Source organism: Rhodanobacter sp. Root627 (assembly GCF_001427835.1).
GTDB lineage: Bacteria > Pseudomonadota > Gammaproteobacteria > Xanthomonadales > Rhodanobacteraceae > Rhodanobacter > Rhodanobacter ginsenosidimutans.
Genome location: NZ_LMGW01000001.1, coordinates 768994 through 788159, shown reverse-complemented (window position 1 = coordinate 788159; position 19166 = coordinate 768994). Strand labels below are relative to the sequence as shown.

18 protein-coding genes are annotated in these 19166 nt (G+C 65.1%); 11 read left to right on the top strand and 7 right to left on the bottom strand.

Annotated features, from left to right (window positions below):
• Positions 1–17 precede the first annotated feature (17 nt).
• Together ASD68_RS03765 and ASD68_RS03760 are read left to right on the top strand one after the other, a co-directional pair.
• Positions 18–674, top strand: coding sequence for a hemolysin III family protein (locus tag ASD68_RS03765; RefSeq protein ID WP_056603574.1), 657 nt, complete (start codon positions 18–20; stop codon positions 672–674).
• Between the two features lie 83 nt (positions 675–757).
• A complete protein-coding gene (locus ASD68_RS03760; RefSeq protein ID WP_056603571.1) occupies positions 758–1216 on the top strand; it encodes a DUF411 domain-containing protein in 459 nt (152 codons plus the stop codon).
• A 175-nt stretch (positions 1217–1391) separates the two neighbouring features.
• Here ASD68_RS03760 and ASD68_RS17380 read toward each other — a convergent pair whose 3' ends face one another.
• The 4 genes from ASD68_RS17380 to ASD68_RS03745 form a co-directional block, all read right to left on the bottom strand.
• Positions 1392–1679 carry an HNH endonuclease gene (locus tag ASD68_RS17380; protein ID WP_255357719.1) on the bottom strand — a complete coding sequence of 96 codons (288 nt, stop codon included), beginning with the start codon at positions 1677–1679 and terminating at the stop codon, positions 1392–1394.
• A 434-nt stretch (positions 1680–2113) separates the two neighbouring features.
• Positions 2114–3010, bottom strand: a complete 897-nt coding sequence (locus ASD68_RS03755; protein ID WP_056605125.1) for a U32 family peptidase — start codon at positions 3008–3010, stop codon at positions 2114–2116.
• A gap of 13 nt (positions 3011–3023) precedes the next feature.
• Positions 3024–4022 (bottom strand): peptidase U32 family protein, encoded by a 999-nt coding sequence (locus ASD68_RS03750; protein WP_056603568.1) that lies wholly within the window; start codon positions 4020–4022, stop codon positions 3024–3026.
• Positions 4023–4146: 124 nt separating this feature from the next.
• Complete coding sequence (locus tag ASD68_RS03745; protein ID WP_235578622.1) at positions 4147–4470, bottom strand: metalloregulator ArsR/SmtB family transcription factor; 324 nt, start codon at positions 4468–4470, stop codon at positions 4147–4149.
• 203 nt (positions 4471–4673) lie between these two features.
• On the opposite strand from ASD68_RS03745, the gene ASD68_RS03740 reads away from it, so the two are divergent.
• From ASD68_RS03740 to ASD68_RS03705, 8 genes are all read left to right on the top strand, one after another.
• Positions 4674–4889, top strand: coding sequence for a DUF2892 domain-containing protein (locus ASD68_RS03740; RefSeq protein WP_056603562.1), 216 nt, complete (start codon positions 4674–4676; stop codon positions 4887–4889).
• A gap of 21 nt (positions 4890–4910) precedes the next feature.
• Positions 4911–5294 carry a DUF302 domain-containing protein gene (locus tag ASD68_RS03735; RefSeq protein WP_056603559.1) on the top strand — a complete coding sequence of 128 codons (384 nt, stop codon included), beginning with the start codon at positions 4911–4913 and terminating at the stop codon, positions 5292–5294.
• A gap of 126 nt (positions 5295–5420) precedes the next feature.
• Positions 5421–6722 (top strand): FAD/NAD(P)-binding oxidoreductase, encoded by a 1302-nt coding sequence (locus tag ASD68_RS03730; RefSeq protein ID WP_056603556.1) that lies wholly within the window; start codon positions 5421–5423, stop codon positions 6720–6722.
• Positions 6723–6763: 41 nt separating this feature from the next.
• Entirely contained in the window at positions 6764–7318 is a 555-nt protein-coding gene (locus tag ASD68_RS03725; protein ID WP_056603552.1) for a cytochrome b, read from the top strand.
• 55 nt (positions 7319–7373) lie between these two features.
• On the top strand, positions 7374–8462 hold the full coding sequence (locus tag ASD68_RS03720) for an efflux RND transporter periplasmic adaptor subunit (RefSeq protein WP_056603548.1): 1089 nt from the start codon (positions 7374–7376) through the stop codon (positions 8460–8462).
• On the top strand, positions 8459–11701 hold the full coding sequence (locus tag ASD68_RS03715) for an efflux RND transporter permease subunit (RefSeq protein ID WP_056603545.1): 3243 nt from the start codon (positions 8459–8461) through the stop codon (positions 11699–11701). The genes ASD68_RS03720 and ASD68_RS03715 overlap by 4 nt, the downstream gene beginning before the upstream one ends.
• A 2-nt stretch (positions 11702–11703) precedes the next feature.
• Entirely contained in the window at positions 11704–12171 is a 468-nt protein-coding gene (locus ASD68_RS03710) for an OsmC family protein (RefSeq protein ID WP_056603541.1), read from the top strand.
• Positions 12172–12284: 113 nt separating this feature from the next.
• Complete coding sequence (locus ASD68_RS03705) at positions 12285–12782, top strand: hypothetical protein (RefSeq protein ID WP_056603538.1); 498 nt, start codon at positions 12285–12287, stop codon at positions 12780–12782.
• A 16-nt stretch (positions 12783–12798) separates the two neighbouring features.
• Here ASD68_RS03705 and ASD68_RS03700 read toward each other — a convergent pair whose 3' ends face one another.
• The 3 genes from ASD68_RS03700 to ASD68_RS03690 all read right to left on the bottom strand — a co-directional run bounded on the left by ASD68_RS03700 (position 12799) and on the right by ASD68_RS03690 (position 17223).
• The gene (locus ASD68_RS03700; RefSeq protein ID WP_056603534.1) at positions 12799–14280 is read right to left on the bottom strand and encodes a UbiD family decarboxylase; all 1482 of its coding nucleotides are present in this window, start codon (positions 14278–14280) and stop codon (positions 12799–12801) included.
• 21 nt (positions 14281–14301) lie between these two features.
• Positions 14302–14697, bottom strand: coding sequence for a SirB2 family protein (locus tag ASD68_RS03695; RefSeq protein ID WP_056603531.1), 396 nt, complete (start codon positions 14695–14697; stop codon positions 14302–14304).
• Between the two features lie 213 nt (positions 14698–14910).
• On the bottom strand, positions 14911–17223 hold the full coding sequence (locus ASD68_RS03690; RefSeq protein ID WP_056603527.1) for a nitric-oxide reductase large subunit: 2313 nt from the start codon (positions 17221–17223) through the stop codon (positions 14911–14913).
• Positions 17224–17601: 378 nt separating this feature from the next.
• Between ASD68_RS03690 and ASD68_RS03685 the strand changes: the two genes are divergently transcribed.
• Positions 17602–19149 carry a VCBS repeat-containing protein gene (locus ASD68_RS03685; RefSeq protein WP_235578668.1) on the top strand — a complete coding sequence of 516 codons (1548 nt, stop codon included), beginning with the start codon at positions 17602–17604 and terminating at the stop codon, positions 19147–19149.
• The last annotated feature ends 17 nt before the right edge of the window (positions 19150–19166 follow it).

Below are 19166 nucleotides of genomic sequence, written 5' to 3'. Positions count from 1 at the left end.
CACCCACAGGCCTGCCCATGTCGACACCTGCCACATCCGAATCGCGCCCCTCGACCATGGGCGAGGAAATCGCCAATAGCATCAGCCACGGGCTGGGCGTGCTGCTGGCGATCGTGGGTTTGCCGATCCTGGTGGTCAACGCGGTGCGCATCGGCAGCACGGCGGCGATGGTGGGTGCGGCGGTGTTCGGCGGCAGCGCGATCCTGCTGTACATGGCCTCGACCCTGTATCACGCGGTCTCCCACGTGCGTGCCAAGGCCTGGCTGCAACGCCTCGACTACGGCGCCATCTACCTGCTGATCGCCGGCACCTACACCCCCATCGCGCTCGGCGTATTGCGCAACAGCTGGGGACTGGCGCTGCTGGCGGTGATCTGGAGCCTGGCCTTGCTGGGGCTGGTATTCAAACTGCTGGTGGGCGCGCGCTTCGAGCGGCTGTCCACCGCGCTGTACGTGGGCATGGGCTGGATGGCCCTGATCGCCATCCGCCCGCTATGGCAAAACATGCCCGCTGCCGGGTTGACGTTGCTGTTCGCTGGCGGTGCCGCCTACACGCTGGGCGTGGTGTTCTTCCTGCTGCACGAACGGCTGCGCTACAGCCACTTCATCTGGCACCTGTTCGTACTCGCCGGCACCGGCTGCCACTATTTCACGGTGCTGGGTTATGCGTTTTAAGTCGGGCTCTGGCTCAAGCAGGCAGGTACCGGCAAAACTGGCATCATCCAGCATCGAGCCACACCATTGACCGAGAAGATCCCATGAAACATCGCTTGTCCCGTTTGCTGCGTACCCTCGTCCTGGGTGCGGCCCTGTCGCCCGTCGCCGCCGTGGCCATGACCAGCGCCATCGAGGTCTACCACGACCCCTCCTGCGGCTGCTGCGTCAACTGGATTCGCTACATGGAATCGCAGGGCTACACCGTCAACTCGCACGAAGAGCCGGCCATGGCCGCCGTCAAGACCCGTCTGGGCGTGCCGGCCGACGCTGCGTCCTGCCACACCGCGAAAATCGGCGGCTACGTGATCGAAGGCCACGTCCCCGCGGAAGACATCCAGCGCCTGCTCACCGAACACCCTGACGCACGCGGCCTGGCCGCACCCGGCATGCCCATGGGTTCACCCGGCATGGAAATGGGCACGCCGCAGCACTACGACGTGATGCTGATCGGAAAGGATGGAACCACGCGGGTGTTTGCCAGCCACGGGCCGAAGGCTTGAGCGCCGGCCAGCGCGCGGTTATTGGTGTATCGGGACAGAGAAGTGACGTTCGCATCACGCGGAACCAACTCGGTGTTCTCCGTGCAAAATGACCCCGGCCCTTCAGCTATCTCGGGGGCTTGGACTTAAGCAGAAGGAATCCGCACAGCGGGTTTACATCCGGTTGAGCGAGCGGTCATGCCAAATTGCACGGGCGCAGCGTACCGGGCAGGCTCGCGGGCAGCCAACGACCACGACGAACGCGCTGCTGGACGAATTGTTTGTACGCCTCAGGCTCGGGAGCAGTGAGCCGTGCGTGACGCTTGTGATTGCAGAATGCGCAGGCTGCAACGATATTGACTGAAGACGCAGTACCACCCATAGACCTTGGGATAAGGTGCTCCGCTGTGCATTGGAGTTGAAGCGCTTGTCTTCGCGAAAGGCCGTATTTGGCGGCAAACGACACTACGTTGTTTGACCACATTGGGAGGCCGCAGTAGAAGCAGCGGAAGCTTTGGTGGTACGCAGCGATTGCTCGCGCGCGAGCAAGTGACTTGCACATGGCATGGACTCCAGAGGAAAAATGAAGTCCCGCATGTCTTTAGGATCAGAGGCGGGCACCGGCCGGTATTGGCATCGGTGACTGACCGAATTGCTCGGACCAGCTCTGCTCTCGCAGCGACTCGACGTTAGTGCAACGACACGCTCGCATCAAGCGCTTTGCTTCGAAGGCACGACGTTTGGGTTGATCGGCGGCGTAACCATCCGCTTGGACAAGTAGTTCGACGGTTGCGACACGCTCGCGCGGGTGACAACGACACCAAGACAAATGCGCCACGCGAAACTGCTCTGCTTGGCGTATCCGGGCCCCGTCGCGCCCGGCCTGGCGCAACACGCCTTGCCACATACGGCCAACCTTCAACTAATGGAAACAGCCTGCTCAGCCACCACCGGCCGCATCCCCGGCTCGCCATGCCAGTAACCATTGCGGGCGCCGATGCGCGGTGGTGGCGATGGGGAGCGACGGACGAGGTGGTAGTGGTCGACGATGTCGGCCATGCCTTCGGCCTGGGGATACAGGCGCAGCACGTCGACGCCGAGTTCGCGCAGTTGCAGGATTTCGGGGCCGAGGTCGGTCACTTCCTCGCCCTGGATCTGGATGCCGTTGATGCGCAGGAAGGGGCGTCCCTCGCGGGTGGCCAGCGGCATGCCGTCGGGGTATTCGATGCAGCGGAAATCGCATTGGTCCTTGGCCACGTCCAGGGCGCGGGCGGTGAAGCAGCGTGCGGAATAGGCCAGGGGCAGGCGGCCGAACGCGATCACCTCGAGTTCGGGCATGGGTTGTTCCTCGGCCTGCATCGCGTCGCACAGTTCTCGCAGCAGGGTGTAGCCCTGTTCCACGCCGGGCACCCAGCGGCGCAGGCCGTCGTCCATCAGCATGGTCAGCGCGTGGTGGTTGTAGATGTTGAGCGTGGGGCCGGCCACGAACGGCATGCCGCGCTCGCGGCATAACTGCACGGCGGAGAGATCGTTCGCCTCGATCCAGCAGCCGCCCTCGTCGATCAGCCGCTGCAGCACGCCCAGTTCGGACTCGGCCTCGATCAATGCCAGTGACGACAACACGATCTGCTTGCCGCTTTCGGCCAGCTCCGCGGCCAGTGCAATCCAGTCGCGCGTGCCCAGCTCGCGGCGTTTGCTGCACACCGTCTCGCCCAGATAGATGATGTCCAGTGGCCAGCCGGCGGCTTCGCGATAGAACGCCAGCGTGCGTTCGCGTGGCCAGAAATATTGCAGCGGGCCCAGGCTCAGTTTCATCGTCGTCATCGGTTCAATGCCAGGAGCGGTGATAGGGGCCGAGCGTGGTCTGGTGACCCTCGGCGTGGCGGGACAGTGACGATTGCCACTCCGACTGCAGTTTCCACGCGGCGGGCGCGGCGCCGTGGCGGTCCAGCGCCTCGCGCCAGGTGCGGGTGACGGATGCCACATAGGCGACGCCACGTTGGCGGCCTTCGATCTTCAATGCGGCGACGCCGGCCTGCGCCAGGCGCGGCAGCAGCTCCAGCGTGTTGAGGCTGGTGGGCTCCTCCAGCGCGTGGAAGATCTCGCCGCCGACGTCGAAGCGGCCCTTGCACACGGTCGGGTAGCCGGCCGGTTCGGCGGGCTCGAACTTGTCCATCAGCACCTGGTTCAGGCGCACGCTGCGGCGGCCGTCGTCGTGCTCCTCCCAGCGCACGAAACTGGCGGGTGAACACACGCCGTGCCGGTTCGGCGAGGCGCCGGTGACATAGCTGGAGAGCTGGCAGCGGCCCTCGACCATGATGCAGAGGCTGCCAAACGCGAACACCTCGATCGGCACCGGCGAGCCTTCGCACAGGCGCTCCACCTGCTGGATCGACAGCACCCGCGGCAGCACCGCGCGACTGATGCCGAAGCGCTCGTGCGCGTAGCGCAGTGCCGGCGCGGTGGTCGCCGAACCCTGCACGGACAGATGCCGCTTCAGCGACGGATGCCTGCGCGTGGCGTAATCGAGCACCGCCATCTCGGCGGCGATGATCGCGTCGCAACCGAACTCCGCCGCCTTGTCCACCGCCGTGTACCACTGCTGCAGCCGCGCGCTGTCGGGGTAGGTATTCAATGCGAGGTACACCTGTCGCCCGCGCTGGTGCGCGTAGGCAATGCCCGCGCGCAGTTCCTCGTCGCTGAAGTTGAGGCCGGGGAAGGCACGCGCGTTGGTCTGGTCGCGGAAACCCGCGTAGACCGCATCGGCGCCGGCATCGATTGCCGCTTGCAGCGCGGGCAGGTTGCCGGCAGGACAGACCAGTTGCATAAGCACCTCGATACCGTGAATTCGGCGCGCATCGTGGCGGTTGTCTTGCGTGGCTGCGTTGACGTGGGTCAGTTCCGCGCGTGTCCGTGCATCAAATCTTTTTCGATGGGCTCCGCGAACCTGCTCAACGGCGTTTCCGACTGCTGCGCTTACGGGTGCCGGCATCGGGCATGCAATAGATCTCGTACAGCGCGGCGATGATGGAGTGGGCCGGCCCCGGTGGCAGCGCATACCACACGGTTTGCGACTCGCGCCGCGTCGTCACGAGGTTGTCGCTGCGTAGCCGGGCGAGGTGCTGGGACAGCGCCGACTGGCTCAGCTCGGGCAACTGTTCGTTGATCTGTCCCACCGACATTTCCGCTTCCAGCAGCAGGCAGAGCACGCGCAACCGCTGCGCGTTGCCGAGCGTCTTGAGCAGTCGCGCGGCATCTTCGGAACGCGACTGCATGAGATTCATATCCGCGTGGGCAGGAAGGTTCATGCCCGGGCCCTGGCGATGGATGGCGTTGGTTGTTTCATATGGTTGACTTTAGCATGGATAGCTAATTAAGCTATATCTAATTTAGTAAATGTCTAACTTCAAGGCGCGCCGAACCAGCCCCGCCGGGGCGTACACGCCGCGAAGCTTTTCCACCACAGGAGCCTCGGGTCATGAATGTCGATCGCATGGTCATCGGTTTTGCCGGCGCGGTTGTGCTGCTGGGCATCGCGCTGGCGCATTTCGTGGCGCCCGGCTGGATCTGGGTGTCGGTCTTTGTGGGTGCCAATTTGCTGCAATCATCGTTCACCGGCTTCTGCCCGCTGGCGCTGATGCTGAAGAAGCTGGGCATGAAACCCGGCTGCGCCTTTCCTTCCCGCATTGTTTGATCGGTCCGAACGGAGTGAGCCATGTATTACATCGTTGAGACTGCCAAGTCGCCGGCACAGGCGGCAACCGATCTGACCGAGGCGGTGGCGCGCAACGGTTTTGGTTTGCTGCACGTGCACGATCTGGGCACGACCTTGCGCAGCAAGGGCATCGCGTTCGAGCGCGAGTGCCAGGTTTTCGAGGTGTGCAATCCGAAGCAGGCGGCGGGAGTGCTGGCCGCCGACATGCGGATGAACATGGCTTTGCCGTGTCGTGTTTCGGTTTATACCGACGGTGGCAAGACCTGGATCGGCATGATCCGGCCGGGGCCGATGCTGGCCATGCTGTCCAGCGACCTCGCACTTGCAGCGATTGCGGGCGAGGTCGAGCAAACCCTGACCCGCATCATCGACGAAGCACGCTGACAGCGCGCTGCCAGCGCTGCCGCGATGTTTTGTCGCGACTGCCGCCCGCCATCGAATTGACCAGCATCAAGTCCCCGCAAGGTGCGCCAGCCCATGCTGTGGGCACCGACCAAGCAGGAGTCTGTCATGAGTGATGTCATCATCATGGGTGCGGGTTTGGGTGGCATGAGCGCGGCGTACGAGATCAAGGATGCGCTGGGTGGCGGACATCGGGTCAGGGTGGTGGGCGAGGGCGGCCAGTTCTCCTTCACGCCGTCCAACCCCTGGGTGGGCATCGGTTGGCGCAAGCCGGGCGAGGTGCAGATCGACGCCGGCCCGGCGCTGACCCGGCACGACATCGATTTTTTCGACTCGCCAGCGAGCGCGGTGAATCCGGCGGCGAACCTCGTGCGGCTGCAGGATGGGCGCGAACTGCATTACGACTACCTGGTCATCACGACCGGACCACGCCTGGCCTTCGACGAGATACCCGGTTTCGGACCGGAAGATGGCTACACCAAATCCGTATGCACGACGCCGCATGCAACCCGCGCCTGGGCTGCCTACGAGGCGTTCCTGAAGGCGCCCGGGCCCGTCGTGGTGGGTGCAGCGCAAGGTGCCAGTTGTTTTGGCCCGGCGTATGAATTCGCGTTCCTGCTGGATACCGACCTGCGCCGGCGCAAGCTGCGCGACAAGGTGCCGATGACCTTCGTGACACCGGAGCCGTATATCGGCCACATGGGCCTGGGCGGCGTGGGTGACTCGAAAGGCCTGCTGGAGAAGCAACTGCGCGAGCGCCACATCAAGTGGGTGACCAACGCCCGTGTCGACAAGGTCGAGCCCAGCCAGATGCTGGTCAGCGAACACGATGCCCATGGCCAGCCGGTGCAGCAGCATGCCTTGCCCTTTGCGTACGCGATGCTGATTCCGGCGTTCACCGGTGTGGCGGCCGTGCTCGGGGTGGTAGGGCTGGTGAATCCGCGCGGCTTCGTGCTGATCGACAAGTACCAGCGCAACCCGACCTTCCCCAACATCTATGCCGCCGGCGTCTGCGTGGCGATCCCACCGGTGGAGGTGACGCCCGTACCGACCGGCGCACCGAAGACCGGCTTCATGATCGAGTCGATGGTCACGGCGCTGGCGACCAACATCAAGTCCGCGATCGAAGGCAAACCGGCAACCGCCGAGGCCACCTGGAACGCGGTGTGCCTGGCCGACATGGGCGACAGCGGTGCGGCATTCGTGGCCATTCCGCAGATTCCGCCGCGCAACGTGACCTGGGCGCGGGAGGGCAAGTGGGTGCACGTGGCCAAGGTGGCGTTCGAGAAATACTTCATGCACAAGATCCGCGTGGGCAAGACCGAGCCGATCTACGAGAAATACGTGATGAAGGCGCTTGGTATCGAGCGGCTCAAGCCGACGGAAAATCCCCGTAGCCCCTTGCCGTAACCTGAGCACCGCCCCGAAACCCTTTGCCCGAGAGACTGCCGATGAACTGGAACAACACCACCCACCGCTACGGTTCACTGTCGATCAGCCTGCACTGGCTGATGCTGGCGCTGCTGATCGGCGTCTACGCCTGCATCAACCTGCACGAACTGGCGCCACGCGGCAGCGACTTGCGCGCGGACCTGAAGACCTGGCACTTCATGCTGGGCCTGACGGTGTTTGCGCTGGTGTTCCTGCGCCTCGCGGTGCGCTTCGTCACGCCGTCGCCGCAGATGAACCCGCAGATAGCGGCGTGGCAGCGACACCTGGCGCACCTGATGCACGGCGCTTTGTATGCGTTTCTGATCCTGATGCCCCTACTTGGCTGGCTCACGCTGAGTGCCGCGGGCAAGGCGATCCCGTTTTTCGGGCTGGAGCTGCCCGCGCTGATCGGGCCGGACAAGGCGCTGGCGGAATCCATCGAGGATCTCCACGGCACGATCGGCACCCTGGGCTACTACCTCATCGGCCTGCATGCAGCGGCGGCGCTGTACCACCACTACTTCGTGCAGGACGACACCCTGCGCCGGATGCTGCCGCTGCGCAAAAAGTCCTGAGCGATCCATCCGCAGGCCTGCCTCCCCTCGTTCCTCCAAGCAAGAGCCCGTCCTGATGAAACCCCTCCTGCGCCATGTCGTCATGTCGCTAGCTGTTGTGGCCTTGACCGCTTGCGGCAAAGGCCAGCCAGCGACCGAGCATGCCGGCCAGCCACCCGCGCTCGCCGGCATGGTCGTGCACGCCCAATCGGTGCATGACGAGCAGGTATGGGATGGCGTGGTGGAGGCGGTGAACCAGGCCACCATCACCGCGCAGACGAATGCACGCGTGCTCGAACTGCCCCACGACGTCAACGACGTGGTGTCCAAGGGCGATGTGCTGGTGCGTTTCACCGACGTGGAACAGAAGTCCTCGCGTCGCGCCGCCGAAGCACAGGTGGTGTCGGCCGAGGCGGCGTACCGCGAAGCGCTGGCCTCGTATGACCGGATCAAGGCGGTTTATGCCAAGGGCTTCGTGTCCGGCGCGCAGATGGATCAGCAGCGTGCCCAGCGTGACGCAGCGCAGGCGGCGCTGGCGGCGGCGCGGGCGCAACGCGACCAGGTGGGGCAGGCGCTGGACTATACGGTGGTGCGCGCACCGTATGCCGGCATCATCACCCGCCGTTTCGTGCAGGTGGGTGAGGCGGTGCAGGCCGGGCCGCCATCGCCGCAGCCGTTGATCGCGTTGCAATCGCTGGACGCGCTGCGCGTCAACGTGCAGGTGCCGCAGGCGGCCGTCGAGGCGATCCGCCGCTATGGCGCGGCGCAGGTGCTGCTCGATGGCGAGGGCGGACACCGCATCAAGGCCAGCAGCGTCAGCGTGTTTCCGTATGCCGATCCGCAGACGCACACCTTCAATGTGCGCCTGCTGTTGCCGGCCGGCACCACCGGGCTGTATCCGGGCATGACGGTGAGGGTCGCCTTTGCCCGCGGCGAGGCCAGGCGCCTGCTGCTGCCGGCCAGTGCACTGGTGCAACGCGGGGAATTGCCGGGCGTGTACGTGCTGGGTGAGCACGAGGTGGCGCTGCGTCAGCTGCGCATCGGTCACCGTTACGGTGACAAGGTCGAGGTGCTGGCCGGGTTGGAGGATGGTGAGCGCATCGCCACCGACCCGGCCGCGGCCGCCCGCTGGCTGGTTGCGCATCGTGCGGAAACCACGCCATGAGCGTACCGCGACTGGGCTTCTCCGGCCGTATTGCGCGCGCGTTTCAGGCATCTCCGCTGACACCGATCCTGGCGATCGCGGCGCTGCTGCTGGGGCTGGCGGCGGTGATGATCACCCCGCGCGAGGAAGAGCCGCAGATCGACGTGACCATGGCCAACGTGATGGTGCCGTTTCCGGGCGCCGATGTTCACGACGTCGAGAATCTGGTGGCCTATCCGCTGGAGCAGAAGCTGTCGGAGATCGAGGGCGTCAAGCACGTCTATTCGGTGAGCCGGCCGGGCATGGCGCTAATGACGGTGGAGTTCCAGGTGGGCGTGCCGCGGCAGGCGGCCATCGTGCGGCTGTACAACCAGGTGTTCCGGAACCGGGATTTCGTGCCGCCCGGCCTCGGCGTAGGCCAGCCATTGGTGCGGCCGATGGGCATCGACGACGTGCCGGTGATGACGCTGACGCTATGGAGCGACAACCCGGCCCATGGCCCGCTGCAACTGGCCGAAGTGGCGCACACGCTGGAGACCGAATTCAAGCGTGTACCCGGCACGCGCGATGTCTACACCATCGGCGCGCCCGAGCGCGCCGTGGTGGTGCAGCTCGAGGCGGGCAGGCTGGCGGCCCACGGCATGGCGGTGAGCGACCTGGCGAACACGCTGCGTGCCGCCAACGTGGTCACCGAGTCGGGTGACCGGATCAGCGGCGACCGCGCCACACCGCTGACGGCCGGGCGTTTTCTCGCCGACGCGGCGGATGTATCGCAACTGGTGATCGGCCTGAAGAACGGCCAGCCGGTGTTTCTCTCCGACGTCGCTCGCGTCCACCGGGGTACCGACCTGCCGGCCAGCTATGCGTGGTTCGGTGCACCGGCGGGCAAGCCGGGGCCTGCAACCGGCCAGGCACCGGCGGTGACGATTGCGGTGGCCAAGAAACCCGGCAGCAATGCCGCCGACATCACCCGCGCCATCGCGGCGCAGGTGCAGACGTTGCAAGGCGTGGTGATTCCGGCCGGCATGCATGTCACGGTGACCCGCGACTACGGCCAGACCGCCACCGACAAGGCCAACAAGCTGATCCAGAAGCTGATCTTCGCCACGCTGTCGGTGGTGTTGCTGGTGCTGCTGGCGATGGGTTGGCGCGAGGCGCTGGTGGTGGGCAGCGCCGTGATCATCACCCTGGCTCTGACCTTGTTCGCTTCGTGGGCGATGGGCTTCACCATCAATCGCGTATCGCTGTTCGCGTTGATCTTCGCCATCGGCATCCTGGTCGACGACGCCATCGTGGTGGTGGAGAACATCCACCGGCACATGGCCCTGGGCGGGCGCACGCTGCGCGAGGCGATTCCGCAGGCGGTGAACGAAGTGGGCGGGGCAACCATCCTGGCCACGTTCACGGTGATCGCGGCGCTGTTGCCGATGGCGTTCGTGTCCGGCCTGATGGGGCCGTACATGCGGCCGATCCCGATCAACGCCTCGGCCGGCATGGTGCTGTCGCTGGCGGTGGCGCTGATCGTGACGCCGTGGCTGGCGCTGAAGCTGTTGCGCGGGCATGCCGAGGCCGGGGACGCGGCCGTCGCCAGCCACGCCGGCGATGGTGGCCGCACGCACCGGTTGTTCCATCGCGTGATGCTGCCGTTCCTCGATGGTGAGAGGGCGCCGCGCCGACGGCATCTGCTGTTTGCCGCGATGGGTGTGCTGGTGCTGGCGGCGGTCGGCCTGGTGGTGGTCAAGGCGGTGGTGCTGAAGATGCTGCCGTTCGACAACAAGTCCGAGTTTCAGATCGTGGTGGACATGCCCGAGGGCAGCACGCTGGAGCGCACCAACCGCCTGCTGGGCGAACTGGCGCAGACCGTGGCGACCTTGCCCGAGGTGAAGGACTGGCAGGGCTACGCCGGCACCGCCGCGCCGATCACCTTCAACGGCCTGGTGCGCCAGTACTACCTGCGCAGCGGGCCGATCGTGGGCGACCTGCAGGTGAACCTGGTCGACAAGCATGAGCGCTCGCGCCAGAGCCACGCCATTGCGTTCGCCGTGCGCCCGACACTGGTCGCGGTGGGCGCGCGCTATGGCGCGTCGGTGAAGCTGGTCGAGGTGCCGCCCGGTCCGCCGGTGATGGCGCCGATCGTGGCCGAGATCTATGGCCCGGATTACGCCGGCGTGCGGCGCATGGCACGCGAGCTGGAGACCAGGTTCAAGGCCGATACGGACATCGTGGATGTGGACACCAGCGTGGAGGCGGAGGCGCCGCGCGACGTGGTGGTGGTCGATCGTGCGCGTGCAACGCGGCTGGGGCTGGATCAGGGCTCGATCGCGCAACTGCTGCGCACCGCGTTGTCCGGCGATGACGCCACGTATCTGATGGACGGCCAGGCGAAGTACGCGGTGCCGATCCGCCTGCGTCTGGGCGCGGGCGACCAGGCATCGCTGGGCCAGTTGCTGGCCTTGCGCGTACGCGCGGCCAGCGGTGTGCTTGTGCCGTTGTCCGAAGTGGTCAGCGTGCAGCCGGCCCATCGCGAGCAGGCCATCTATCACAAGGACCTGCTGCCTTATGCCACGGTCACCGGCGACGATGCCGGCAACACGGACAGCCCCCTCTACGGCATGTTTTCACTGGTGGGCGAACTGGGCCACGAGCGTCTGGACGGCCAACTGCTGCAGCAGCATTTCATCGCCCAGCCCATCGACACCACCCACGCCGCGATCAAGTGGGACGGCGAATGGCAGATCACCTACGAGACCTTCCGCGACATGGGCCTGGCCTATGCGGTCGGCCTGGTGTTGATCTACCTGCTGGTGGTGGGCCAGTTCAAGAGTTACATGGTGCCGCTGATCATCATGGCACCGATCCCGCTGACCGTGATCGGGGTGATGCCCGGGCACGTGCTGATCGGCGCGCAATACACGGCTACCTCGATGATCGGCATGATCGCCCTGGCCGGCATCATCGTGCGCAACTCGATCCTGCTGATCGACTTCATCAACCATGCGCTGGCGGCAGGCCAGCCGCTGCGCGAGGCGGTGGTCAATGCCGCCGCGGTGCGCGCCAAGCCCATCGTGTTGACCGGGCTGGCGGCGATGATCGGCGGCTTCTTCATCATCGATGATCCTATTTTCCAGGGCTTGGCGGTGTCGCTGATCTTCGGCATCCTGGTGTCCACCGCGCTGACCTTGCTGGTCATTCCGCTGCTGTATTACGCATGGTTGCAGCGTCACCCGGCGTCCGGCACATCCACGTCCGAAGGAGCTTGAGCATGAGCGAGACCCAGGCATTCACGCTGACCCTGACCCAGGAGTCGGATTACGTTTTCCGGATCGAGTTCGACGACACCGCGATTCCGGCGTTGCATACCGACGAGTCGGCGCCCCTGGGCAACGACAGCGGCCCCAATCCGTCGCGCATGCTGGTGGCGGCGGTCGCCAACTGCCTCAGTGCCAGCCTGCTGTTCTCGCTGCGCAAGTACAAGAACACGCCTGGCACCATCGTGACCCGCGCGCGGGCAACGCTCGACCGCAACGAACAGAAGCGCCTGCGCGTAACCCACATCGACGTGGTGATCCAATTGCCGGACGCCGCTGCCGACTACGCGCAGATCGAGCGCCTGTTGCAGCAGTTCGAAAACTTCTGCGTGGTAACCGAAAGCGTGCGGCATGGTGTCGCGGTGGATGTCAGCGTGCGCGACGGGAACGGCGCCACACTGCATGCCAGCGGCGGTTCCTGAACACGCGCGCCGCCACGGGGCGAGGGCATTGACGTGGGTCAGCCGTCATCCGCGCCTGGTGCACTAGCATCATTTCATCCGCGGCATTCATGCCGCATGCCGGAGTACTCCACATGAAACTCGTGAAGTCGGTTCTTGCGTTGGCCTGTGGCCTCGGCCTCGCTGTTTCGGTACAGGCAACACCGCAGCACGCGCATGGCGATGTTGCGCACGCGGCTGCACATGGCGCCGCACACGACACCGTGCCGGTGCCGGCGCAACGCTGGACACCCGATGCGCCATTGCGCGAAGGCATCCGGCGGGCACACGTTGCGGTCGACCAGCTGAGCCACCATGAGAAGGGCCACATGAGCGATTCGATGGCCGTCGATCGTGCGACGGAGGTGGAGCAGGCGGTGATGTTCATGTTTGCCAATTGCAAACTGAGCGCCGAGCCTGACGCTGCCTTGCACGGCATCCTGGTGCCCTTGCTCGCCGCCGCCCAGTCGCTGAAGGCCGACCCGAAGAACGTCGAGTCGGTGACGGAAATGCGCGAAGCGCTCTCCAGCTATCCGCGCTATTTCAACGACCCGGGTTGGGACAAGCCGGCGGCGGCCGATACGCAGGACTAGCGGTGAGGCCGTTGCGTCAGCGCGGCGGAACCGTCGCCTGCAATGTCGCCCACAGCGCATCCACGCGCGCCTCCACGGCGGCATCCGACACGATCGGCCGGCTCCAGGCGCGCGTGGTTTCAGACGGCCATTTGTTGGTGGCGTCAATGCCGAGCTTGGAGCCGAGCCCCGCCACCGGGCTGGCGAAATCGAGATAGTCGATGGGGGTGTTTTCCACCAGCATCGCATCGCGCGCCGGGTCCACCCGCGTCGACACCGCCCAGATCACCTGCGACCAGTCGCGCACATCGATGTCGTCATCCACCACGATCACGAACTTGGTGTAGGTGAACTGGCGCAGGTACGACCACACGCCCATCATGATGCGCCGCGCATGGCCGGCGTACTGCTTGCGGATGCTGACCACGGCGATACGGTACGAGCACGCCTCCGGCGGCAGGAAGAAGTCGACGATCTCGGGAAACACCTTCTGCAGGATCGGCACGAAAACATCGTTCAAGGCCATCGCCAGCACCGACGGTTCGTCGTGCGGCGCGCGTCCCATGTAGCTGCCGTGGTAGATCGCATCGCGGCGCAAACGCATGCGTTCGATGGTGAATACCGGGAAATGATCCTGCGCGTTGTAGTAGCCGGTGTGGTCGCCGAACGGGCCTTCCAGCGCGGTGTCGTCCGGATGGATGAAACCTTCCAGCAGGATCTCCGCGCCGGCCGGCGCGTCGAGCCCCGTCAATTCGCTATGCCATACCTGGGTGCGTTGACCGCGCAGCAGTCCCGCGAACTCGTACTCGGACAAGGTATCGGGCACCGGCGCCACGGCAGCGAGCAGGGTGGCCGGGTCCGCACCGATCGCCACCAGCACGGGGAAGGGTTGCTGCGGATGCGCGGCGCGCCAGTCGGCGTAATCCAGCGCGCCGCCGCGATGCGGCAGCCAGCGCATGATCACCCGGTTCGGCCCGATCACCTGCTGGCGGTAGATCGCCACGTTCTGCCGCGGCTTCCCGGTGCCGCGCGTCACCACCAGGCCGAAGGTGATCAGCTTGCCGGCGTCGCCGGGCCAGCAATGCTGGATCGGCAGACGCGAGAGGTCGATGTCGGCACCGCGCAAGGTCTCCTCCTCGAACGCGGCATCGCGAACCCGTCGCGGTGCCACATGGGCGAGTTGCGCCAGCTCCGGCCAGGTGGACAAGGCCTGGCGCAGGCTGGATGGCCAGCGCGGCTCCTTGATCGCGGCGAGCAACTGGCCCAATTCGCGCAGCGAGGCCAGCGGCCGCCCGGCCAGTGCCAGTTCGATCCGTCGACGATGGCCAAACAGGTTGCCGAGCAGGGCGTGGTTCGATCCTGTCGGTTGCGTCATCAGCAGGGCAGGGCCGCCTTCGCGCAAGGCACGCAATGAGAGTGCGGTGGATTCCAGGTGCGGGTTCACCGGCGCGTCCACACGCTGCAGCAGACGCTCGCGTTCAAGCCGCCCCAGAAATGCGCGCAGGTCGTGGAAGCTCAACTCGGCACGCTCCGCGTCATGTCAACCATGCAACCAACCCAACGGGTGGTGCATGCGCGCCACGCCCAGCATGAAGATGTAGGTAGCAAGCGCCAGGACGAAGCAGACCGTTCGCGCACGTTGGCTGTTCGCGCGCTTCAGCGCCAGGGTACCCAGCACCACGTAGACGACCAGCAACGCCATCTTGGCAGTGAGCCAGCCATTGGCGAACAGCGCGCCTGGCAGGATGGTCAGCAGCATCAACGCCGCAGTGAGCAAAGTGGTGTCGATGCTGTAGCTGAGATAGCGCACCGGCGCCCATTGCGCAGCACCGTTGCGGCCCGCCAGCACCAGCGTGCCGCGCAGCGCGAACAAGGCGCCGCTGAGCAGGACGCAGAGGATGTGTACGGCCTTGATCTGGGGGTAGAACTCAAGCATGGAAAGGGATACTCCGAGTCTGGGGAGGGCCGATCGCGCTCTCGGGAAGCGCTCGAACAACCTCGTCCGGTCCGTCATTCCAGCGAAAGCTGGAATGACGGCGTTGTTCGACATCTTCCCTGGCAGCGGGACCGATCACCGCCGCGCCGCCGGACAACCTCGCACCCGTACAGCGGTGCAAGAGACTGCGCCGACGGTACACGGAGGGGAAACTCACGCCTCCTCAAGCTCCTTGCGTTCAACCGCCACCAGCACGGGCCGCTTCTGCAACAGCGGTTCGATCGGCCGGCGGCGGTCCTTCAGCAGCCATAGCGAAGCGACGAAGACCGCAATCAACACCGCGCCCACCGCGAACAAGGTGTCGCCCGGCACGCGCATCCACACCAGCATGTGGATCAGCGGGCGATCCATGAACTCGGCCGAGCGGGCAAACCAGTAGCCGTGCTCCAGCACCGCCTTCAGTTGCAGGATGCCCAGCGGCAACAGGGTCAACAGCGCCATCAGCGAGAGGCCGATGTTGAGGCACCAGAACGAACCACGCAGCCAGCCTTCGCGCCACTGCGCCGCCGGCTTGATGCCGCGCAGGCAGAACAGCATCAGGCCCAGGCCGAGCATGCCGTACACGCCGAACAGCGCGGTATGACCGTGCGTGGCAGTGAGGTTGAGGCCCTGCATGTAGTACAGCGCCAGCGGCGTGTTGACCAGGAAACCGAACATGCCCGCACCGACCAGGTTCCAGAAGCTCACCGCCACGAAGAACATGATCGGCCAGCGGTAGCGTGCCATCCACGGCGCCACGTGCTGCTTCTTCCAGGTGTCGTAGGCCTCCAGCCCGATCAGCGCCAGCGGCACCACTTCCAGCACCGAGAAGCTGGCACCCAGCGCGATCACCGCCGTGGTGGTGCCGGTGAAGTACAGGTGGTGCAGCGTGCCCAGCACGCCGCCGGCCATGAACACGATGGTGGCGAACAGCACGCCGACGGTGGCGGTAAGCGGACGGATCAGGCCGAGTTTCAGGAACAGGTAGCTGATCACGGCCGTGGCGAACACTTCGAAGAAGCCTTCCACCCACAGATGCACCACCCACCAGCGCCAGTATTCGACCATCGCGATATGGGTGTGCTCACCCCACATCAGGCCGGCGCCGTAGAGCAGGCCGATCGCCACGGTGGACAGGAACAGCAGGCCAACGATCGAGGATGTCGCCGTCTTGCTGCGCATCACCGGCCACAAGGCACGCCCCACCAGGAACACCCACAGCATCAATCCGATGAACAGGAATATCTGCCAGAAGCGACCGATGTCGGTGTATTCCCAGCCCTGATGACCGAACCAGAAATTGTGTTCCAGGCCCAGCTTGTCCATTACCGCCAGCCACTGGCCAGCGAACGAACCGACCACGATCACCAGCAGGCACACCCACAGGAAGTTCACCCCGAAGCGCTGGAATTTCGGCTCATAGCCGGAAATCATCGGCGCGATGTACAAGCCCGTGGCCAGCCATGCGGTGGCGATCCACAACACCGCCAGCTCGGTGTGCCAGGTGCGTGTCAATGAATAGGGCAGGTAGTTGGCCAGGGCGAAACCGTAGGCTTCCTGACCTTCCACCTGGTAGTGCGCCGTGGTGGCGCCCAGCAGGATCTGCGCCAGGAACAACGCCAGCACGGTCCAGAAATATTTCGCCGTGGCCTTCATCGACGGCGTTGGCTTGAGATCGGCCAACGGATCGCGCGCGGGAATGGGCGGCAGTGGTTCATCACTGACATGACGCGCGTGGTGCCATGCCAGCAGGCCGATGCCCATGATCATGAACAGCACGCTGAAGATCGACCACATGAAGCTGGTCGGCGTGGCCACGTTGCCCACCACCGGGTCGAACGGCCAGTTCTGCGTATAGCTGATGGTGCTGCCCGGACGCTCGGCGGCGGCCGCCCAACTGGTCCACCAGAAGAACGCGGTGACCATGCGGCGGTGTTCCATCTCCGCGATGGTGTTGTCGCGCATCGCATAGTTTTCGCGCAGCTTGGCGGTGGCCGGATCATTGCTGAACAGGCTCATGTAGTGCGCGCCAACGATGGCCATGGCCTGCGCGCGCAGCGGCGACACGGTAATGGTGTCGGTGGCCGCGTCGTAGGTGTTGTGTCGAAGCTCAGGCTGGATGCGCGCCTTCAATGCGGCCTGTTGTGCCGCATCGAGGGACGCGAACGATGCGGCGCCTTCGTCGCGCGCCAGCAGCTCCAGCATCGCCAACGCTTCGCGATGCAGCCAGTCGGCGCTCCAGTCCGGCGCGAGCAGGGCGCCGTGGCCCCAGATTGAACCCAGTTGCTGGCCGCCGATGCTTTGCCACACCTGCCGGCCTTCCTGCAGGTCGGCGCGGGTATAAAGCGTTTGGCCTTCGCTGGTGACAACCGCTGCCGGCAGCGGCGGCGCCTCCTGGTGCACCACATCGCCAACCCACAGCAATACGGCAAAAGACGATATCAGCAAGGCCGCAAGGCCCAGCCAGAGTTTTCGAGTGGTACTCATCGCGCATCTCCCTGTGATGCGCGCATGCTGGCGGCAAGCCCCGTCGGCATTCTTGATTCAAGTCAGGTTGCGCGGGCCGGTCGCTGTGAGAAATTGTCGCAGGCCGTGATCGGCAGACAGGCGCCATGGCGACAGGCATCGCTGCTGCTGCAGATTGCCGCATACGCTTTCACGGCGACGCTCTGCCAGCCGCGAACCCGATAGCATGATTGCGCGATCGACGAGCGAAGCCACCCGATGCAGCAACGTGCGGTGGCAGGGGAGTGGGTGCACCTTGAGGCGGAGGCAAGGCACTCTCGGTCACGAAACAACAACACGCAAACAAGAGTCCGAGCAACGATGAACCGTCCGCTGATATCCAGGTGGCTGCCGTTGGCAGTGCTTGCCTTCGCACCACTGGCCCATGCCCAACTGCTGACCGACACGCAACCGAAAACCGTGCAGTCGGTGCTGGAATCGGTGAATCGCTACTGCAGTGGCTGCCACAAGGTCCCGTCCCCCAGCGTCATGCCGAAGAGCGGCTGGCCGCGCGTCGTGCAAGGCATGGCGGACATGGCCGCTTCAAAAGCCGGCCATGAAGCGATCCCCGCGGACGTGCTCAGGGACATCACCGCCTTGTATGTGGGCAGCAGCCCGGCGAGCCTGCCGCGGCTTCCCTATTTCACCCGCGAAGGCAGCCCGCTGACATTCGGCATGACGGAGCTGGGGGAAAAATCGGCGGTGCCGCTGATTCTCAACATCAACGCAACGCCGCTGCACGACGACACGACCCCCGGGTTCATCATCTGTGACGGCGCCGGCAAGAAGGTGGTGCTCTTGCAGAAAAAGGGGCGCGCCTGGCACGAAACCGCGCTCGCGGATATCGACATTCCCTTGCATACCGATGTCGCGGACATCGATGGCGACGGATACAAGGACATCATCGTGGCGGACCTGGGCACGTTCCCGCCGTCACCGGCGCTGACCGGAAAAGTCGTCCTGCTGCGACAGCTGCCGTCGGGGAAATTCGAGAAGCAGGTGTTGCTGGACAAGGTGGGCCGGGTGACCGATGCACGCGCGATGGACATCGACAACGACGGCGACCTCGACATCGGCGTGGCCATCTTCGGCGGTGGCGACGTGGGCGAACTGGCGTGGCTGGAGAATCTTGGTGACGGCAAGCTGGGCGGCGGCAAGTTCGTGCCGCACCGGATACTGAAGGTCACCGGCGCGCTGAACCTTTCCCCGGTCGATCTGGACAACGACGGCAAGATCGACTTCGTGAGCCTGATCGCGCAACAGCACGAGGCGGTCGTGGCCTTCATGAACAAGGGGCAGGGCAGTTTCGCCTACACCGCGCTGTACCGCGGGCCGCACCCCATGTTCGGATCGACCAGCATGAAGGTGATCGACATGGATGGCGACCAGGACCCCGACATCCTGTTCACCAATGGCGACGCGCTCGACTACCAGCCCGATCCCAAGCCGTATCACGGCGTGGAATGGCTGGAAAACAAGGGCAACCTCACGTTCGAATTCCGCGACATCGGCCGCTTCTACGGCACCGCCATCGCCGATGCCGGCGATCTCGATGGCGATGGCGACATGGACGTCGTGGCCGGCAGCTGGCTCAACTATTGGGACGACCCGCAACGCCAGAGCCTGGTGTGGTTTGAAAACGACGGCGCCCAGAACTTCACGCCGCACGCCATCATCAGCCGGCCCGCCGGCGTCGTCTCGCTGGCGCTGGCCGACGTCAACCACGACCAGCGCCCGGACATCGTGGCCGGCATCTTCGAGCTGGATCTGCTGGGTGAATTCGTGAAAAACGATGGCGTGGACCAGGGCGCCCAAGACATGGCCCAGAACACCGCCAAGCCCGCCAAATCCGCATTGAAGCCGCGACTGATCCTGCTGCAGGGCGAACTCGCCAAGCCGGCGCATTGACCTGAGGCGAGTGGCGT

What these genes read in the sequence shown, in the direction of transcription:
- ASD68_RS03765 (WP_056603574.1), top strand. Translation starts at nt 18, where the DNA reads ATGTCGACACCTGCCACATCCGAATCGCGCCCCTCGACCATGGGCGAG.
- ASD68_RS03760 (WP_056603571.1), top strand. Translation starts at nt 758, where the DNA reads ATGAAACATCGCTTGTCCCGTTTGCTGCGTACCCTCGTCCTGGGTGCG.
- ASD68_RS17380 (WP_255357719.1), bottom strand. Translation starts at nt 1,679, where the DNA reads ATGTGGTCAAACAACGTAGTGTCGTTTGCCGCCAAATACGGCCTTTCG.
- ASD68_RS03755 (WP_056605125.1), bottom strand. Translation starts at nt 3,010, where the DNA reads ATGAAACTGAGCCTGGGCCCGCTGCAATATTTCTGGCCACGCGAACGC.
- ASD68_RS03750 (WP_056603568.1), bottom strand. Translation starts at nt 4,022, where the DNA reads ATGCAACTGGTCTGTCCTGCCGGCAACCTGCCCGCGCTGCAAGCGGCA.
- ASD68_RS03745 (WP_235578622.1), bottom strand. Translation starts at nt 4,470, where the DNA reads ATGCAGTCGCGTTCCGAAGATGCCGCGCGACTGCTCAAGACGCTCGGC.
- ASD68_RS03740 (WP_056603562.1), top strand. Translation starts at nt 4,674, where the DNA reads ATGAATGTCGATCGCATGGTCATCGGTTTTGCCGGCGCGGTTGTGCTG.
- ASD68_RS03735 (WP_056603559.1), top strand. Translation starts at nt 4,911, where the DNA reads ATGTATTACATCGTTGAGACTGCCAAGTCGCCGGCACAGGCGGCAACC.
- ASD68_RS03730 (WP_056603556.1), top strand. Translation starts at nt 5,421, where the DNA reads ATGAGTGATGTCATCATCATGGGTGCGGGTTTGGGTGGCATGAGCGCG.
- ASD68_RS03725 (WP_056603552.1), top strand. Translation starts at nt 6,764, where the DNA reads ATGAACTGGAACAACACCACCCACCGCTACGGTTCACTGTCGATCAGC.
- ASD68_RS03720 (WP_056603548.1), top strand. Translation starts at nt 7,374, where the DNA reads ATGAAACCCCTCCTGCGCCATGTCGTCATGTCGCTAGCTGTTGTGGCC.
- ASD68_RS03715 (WP_056603545.1), top strand. Translation starts at nt 8,459, where the DNA reads ATGAGCGTACCGCGACTGGGCTTCTCCGGCCGTATTGCGCGCGCGTTT.
- ASD68_RS03710 (WP_056603541.1), top strand. Translation starts at nt 11,704, where the DNA reads ATGAGCGAGACCCAGGCATTCACGCTGACCCTGACCCAGGAGTCGGAT.
- ASD68_RS03705 (WP_056603538.1), top strand. Translation starts at nt 12,285, where the DNA reads ATGAAACTCGTGAAGTCGGTTCTTGCGTTGGCCTGTGGCCTCGGCCTC.
- ASD68_RS03695 (WP_056603531.1), bottom strand. Translation starts at nt 14,697, where the DNA reads ATGCTTGAGTTCTACCCCCAGATCAAGGCCGTACACATCCTCTGCGTC.
- ASD68_RS03690 (WP_056603527.1), bottom strand. Translation starts at nt 17,223, where the DNA reads ATGAGTACCACTCGAAAACTCTGGCTGGGCCTTGCGGCCTTGCTGATA.